Source organism: Desulfobacter sp. (assembly GCF_050177295.1).
Window position 1 is genome coordinate 1 of record NZ_JBFXHE010000360.1, and the last position, 4,598, is coordinate 4,598.

5 protein-coding genes are annotated in these 4,598 nt (G+C 47.3%); all 5 read left to right on the forward strand.

Annotated elements, in window-relative coordinates; genetic code table 11:
• Window positions 1-26 precede the first annotated feature (26 nt).
• Window positions 27-377 carry a response regulator gene (locus tag AB7U36_RS18930; RefSeq protein ID WP_428161212.1) on the forward strand — a complete coding sequence of 117 codons (351 nt, stop codon included), beginning with the start codon at window positions 27-29 and terminating at the stop codon, window positions 375-377.
• 100 nt (window positions 378-477) lie between these two features.
• Entirely contained in the window at window positions 478-2,574 is a 2,097-nt protein-coding gene (locus AB7U36_RS18935) for a chemotaxis protein CheA (RefSeq protein ID WP_428161213.1), read from the forward strand.
• Window positions 2,575-2,623: 49 nt separating this feature from the next.
• Window positions 2,624-3,163 (forward strand): chemotaxis protein CheW, encoded by a 540-nt coding sequence (locus AB7U36_RS18940; RefSeq protein ID WP_428161214.1) that lies wholly within the window; start codon window positions 2,624-2,626, stop codon window positions 3,161-3,163.
• A gap of 36 nt (window positions 3,164-3,199) precedes the next feature.
• The gene (locus AB7U36_RS18945) at window positions 3,200-4,069 is read left to right on the forward strand and encodes a CheR family methyltransferase (protein WP_428161215.1); all 870 of its coding nucleotides are present in this window, start codon (window positions 3,200-3,202) and stop codon (window positions 4,067-4,069) included.
• An 18-nt stretch (window positions 4,070-4,087) separates the two neighbouring features.
• On the forward strand, window positions 4,088-4,598 hold a 511-nt coding region (locus AB7U36_RS18950), incomplete at its 3' end, for a response regulator (RefSeq protein WP_428161216.1).

A 4,598-nucleotide genomic window follows, 5' to 3' on the forward strand; every position in this document is an offset into this window, starting at 1 on the left:
AGACTTAAAGAATGGCAAAGGTCATTATGACGGCGGATGATTCGACCAGCATAAGACAGATGGTCACGTTTACATTAAACCAGGCCGGCTATGAAGTCATTGAAGCTGTGGATGGGCTGGATGCGGCCGATAAACTTGCCCACACCCATGTTGACATGCTGTTGACCGATTTGAATATGCCCAACAAGAATGGGTTAGAGTTGATTAAATGGGTCCGGTCCATGCCCCAATTTAAATTTATGCCCATTATTATGCTGACAACCGAAGCTGAAACGGAAATGAAACAAAAAGGCAAGGCTGCCGGGGCCACGGGGTGGATTGTGAAACCGTTTAAACCCGAGCAGTTGCTTGCCGTAATAAAGAAAATTCTTCGTTAAACCAAATTTTGCTTAAATCAATTGTGCTTAAAGAGAAGACTGTTTTTGTCTTGAACATGTATATCTATCACTTGAACATGTATTTTAAAGGACAGATCCTATGAATGAATCCAACAGATTCATTGAAGAATTCTGCCGCGAGGCAGAAGAACTTCTATCAGGTGTTGAAGATGCGGTTCTGGATATTGAAGAAAATCCCGGGGACCAGGAAGCGGTAAACCGGCTGTTTCGCGCCATGCATACCATCAAGGGGTCCGGATCCATGTTCGGGTTTGATGCCATTGCCGAGTTTACCCATCATGTTGAAACAGCCCTGGATAAAGTTCGAAACGGAACGGTTCCTGTCACCAAATCCCTTATCGATCTGATCCTGGTATCGCGGGACCGCATCACGGCCATGCTTGCCCAAGCCAACGGTGATGGTCCGCCGGTAGATCCCCGGGAAGGCGAAGAAATCATTGCTTCCCTTAAAGTCCTGGTTCGTTCCCATGGCGCGGTCCCTCCAGCTGAAGAAACCCCGAAGGAAACGCCGGAACAAGCCCCGGAGCCGGCTAAGCCGGTTCAGCAAAACCAAGCGGTTTACCGTATCCGGTTTTCACCTGATCCGGATATATTTTCCACTGGCATGGATCCGGTCATGCTGCTCTATGATCTTGCAGATATGGGGGAGTGCAGCGTCGTGGTCCAGACGGAAAAAGTACCGGATCTGGAAAATCTTTCCCCGGAGTCATGCTATCTTTTCTGGGATGTAATTTTAACCACGACCAAGCGTGCCAATTCCGTCAAGGATATTTTCATCTTTGTGGAAGATAAATGCAAAATCGATATTGAAACCGTTGAAGAAAAGGTGATTGCATCCGATGAGATACCTGAGCCGCGGTTGGGTGATATTCTTGTTGAACGGGGTGATATTGACAGAAAAACCCTGGACCAGGAATTCGGTACCCGGAAAAAAATAGGTGAGCGGCTGGTGGAATCCGGTGCGCTTTCCAAGGAAAAGATCAAGTCTGCGCTAAAAGAGCAGACAGTTGTCTCCAAAATGCATAAATCCGCTGCCGTATCAACCGTGCGCGTGCCGTCAGACAGACTTGACAAGTTGATCAACCTGGTGGGTGAACTGGTTATTACCCAGGACCGGCTGACCCAGGTGGCGTCAAACAGAGATGATACGGACTTAGGTGAATCCGTGGAAGAGATCGAGCGCCTGACCGGCGAGCTCCGGGACAGTGTGCTCAATATCAGGATGATGCCCATCGGCACCATATTCAATAAGTTCAGGCGTCTGGTGCGGGATCTGTCCTCCCAGCTTAACAAGAAAATTGAGCTGGTTACCCATGGCGCGGAAACAGAACTTGATAAAACCATTCTTGAACGCCTTGATGAGCCCCTGGTACATCTGCTCCGCAACAGTCTTGATCATGGCGTGGAACCCCCTGAGATTAGAGAACTCAAGGGCAAGCCCGCAAAAGGAACCATTATCCTGTCCGCCGGCCACAAGGGAACCAATGTGGTCATTACCATCCAGGATGACGGGGCTGGGCTCAATGTCGATACCATCCGGCAAAAAGCTGTGGAAAGGGGGTTGATTCCTGAAAATGCAGAATTATCCGACAAAAAAATATTTGCCCACATTTTTGCGCCAGGATTTTCCACCTCCAAGGAAGTGACAAGTATCTCCGGCCGCGGTGTGGGTATGGATGTGGTCAAAAGAACCATTGAGTCCTTAAGGGGGCGCATTGACATTGACAGTGTACCTGGTGAAGGAACCAAAATCACGCTTATTCTTCCTTTAACCCTTGCTATTATCAACGGTCTGCTTGTAAGCATTGACGATGGTTTCTTTGTACTGCCTCTGATGTCTGTTGAAGAATGTGTTGAGATTAAAAGCCGGGAAATCGAGATGATCAACGGCAGGAACATTCTCAATGTCCGGGGGGAGATGGTGCCTTACATCCGCCTTCGGGACCGTTTTCACATGGGGGACCGTCGTCCGGAGATGGAACATATCGTTATTACCGATGTTAATGACAGTCGTATCGGCTTTGTCGTGGACTATGTGATCGGGGGGCATCAGACAGTGATAAAACCTTTAGGACCGGCCTTCAAAGATATCAAGGATATATCCGGGGCCACCATCCTGGGAGACGGCACCGTGGCCTTGATTTTAGATACCAATGTTCTTCTGGAAAGCGCATAGTATATTAATTTAACAGGTTACCGGTTTTATAAATATAGGAGGAGGATCAATGAGTGTACAGGGCATCACCCGGACAAGCCAGTACCTGACATTTAAACTGGACAATGAAATTTATGCCATGGACATCACAACGGTTCGTGAGGTACTTGATATCATTCCGATCACCAAAGTACCCCAGATGCCGCATTTCATGTGCGGGGTCATCAACCTGAGGGGTGGGGTGGTTCCGGTTGTGGATCTAAGACTTAAATTCGGTCTGAAAAAGGCAGAATATATAAAAGAAACATGCATTATTATTATTGAGGTGGTTCTTGACGGCGAACAGACCATCCTTGGTATTCTGGTGGATTCGGTTCAGGAAGTGATAAGCCTTGAACCCGAACAGATTGATCCCCCACCCAGAATCGGTACCCGGCTCAAAACCGAATTTATCCGGGGTATGGGAAAAAAGGATACGGAATTTATAATCATTCTTGAAACGACAAAGGTTTTTTCTGCCCAGGAGCTTGCCATTGTCCAGGCTGCTGATGCTATGCCCATGCCTGAAACGCTCGAGGTTGCAAATGCCGGGGAAGAAAAAAATGAGTAGGCGGAATACCCTGCTATTAGTACCCCAGGGTGGCAGATGATGAGTTTCCCGTCCCAGCCCTCGCTTGCCATGGCGGATTTCAGACGACTAGGCGACTATATACACGCTGAACTGGGCATCAAAATGTCTGATGCCAAGCGAGGCATGGTTGAATCCCGTCTGCGTAAGCGCTTAAATGCCCTGGATATATCCTCTTATGAGGAATATTGTGCTTACCTGTTCAGCCCCCGGGGGCAAAAATATGAACTGCCCTATTTTATCAACCAGGTGACAACCAATAAAACCGATTTTTTCAGGGAATCCAAACAATTTGATTTTTTAAAACAAAAGGCATTGCCTGAACTGCTCTCTTCCGTGCCCACTGACGGGTTCAAAAAATTGTATGTATGGAGTTCTGCCTGCTCCCGGGGGCATGAACCCTATACCCTGGCCATGGTGCTGTCTGAATATGCGGAACAGCAGAATAAAAGAATAGACTTCAGCATTTTAGGTACAGACATTTCCACGGACGTGTTGAATGTTGCCCAAAAAGCAGTCTACCCCCATGATGAGATTGAGCCGGTACCCATGGCGCTGAGAAAAAAATATCTTTTGCGAAGCAAGGACCGGCGTAAAAATACGGTCAGAATTGTACCCCAACTTCGATCCAAGGTCCGGTTGCTTCGGTTGAATCTGATGAATACACGGTATACCGGCATTGATCAGATGGATATTATATTCTGCAGAAATGTGATGATTTATTTTGAAAAGGAAACCCAGAATCAGATCCTGCATAAGCTGTTAAACCATTTAAAGCCCGGAGGCTTTCTTTTCATGGGGCATTCAGAAGTTATCCAGCACGCTGGGTTTCCTTTAAAATCAGTTCAAACGACTATTTATCAAAAAAAGGGCCGTGGTCAAAGATAATAAAAGAAGAAGGTTGCGATGGGGAAAAAAATTAGAGTACTTATTGTTGATGATTCCGCACTGGCCCGAAACGCGCTGTCCGAGGTGCTGACCTCTGATCCGGAAATTGAGATCATGGCAATGGCACAGGATCCAATCGTTGCGGCCTCGAAAATGCGCCATGAAATTCCGGATGTCATTATACTGGATGTTGAAATGCCCCGCATGGATGGGATTACGTTCCTGAAAAGAATTATGGCCCAGCATCCCATTCCTGTTATCATCTGTTCGACCCTGGCCACCCAGGGGCGCTATACCGCATTATCAGCCCTGGAAAGCGGGGCCGTGGAGGTAATTGAAAAACCGAACCTGGGTACAAAAAAATTTTTTGAAGAATCAAAAATAAAAATCTGTGACACGGTTAAGGCAGCTGCCATGGTCAAGGTCTCTATGCGCAACCATCTGAAATCCATTGAAGTTTCTCCCAAATTGACCGCAGATGCCATTTTACCAGGGCCCCCCTGCAAGGCCATGGACAAAACCACGGAAA

Excerpts from the sequence above, each read along its gene's own strand:
- AB7U36_RS18935 (WP_428161213.1), top strand. The coding sequence starts at position 478 with ATGAATGAATCCAACAGATTCATTGAAGAATTCTGCCGCGAGGCAGAA.
- AB7U36_RS18930 (WP_428161212.1), top strand. The coding sequence starts at position 27 with ATGACGGCGGATGATTCGACCAGCATAAGACAGATGGTCACGTTTACA.
- AB7U36_RS18945 (WP_428161215.1), top strand. The coding sequence starts at position 3,200 with ATGATGAGTTTCCCGTCCCAGCCCTCGCTTGCCATGGCGGATTTCAGA.
- AB7U36_RS18940 (WP_428161214.1), top strand. The coding sequence starts at position 2,624 with ATGAGTGTACAGGGCATCACCCGGACAAGCCAGTACCTGACATTTAAA.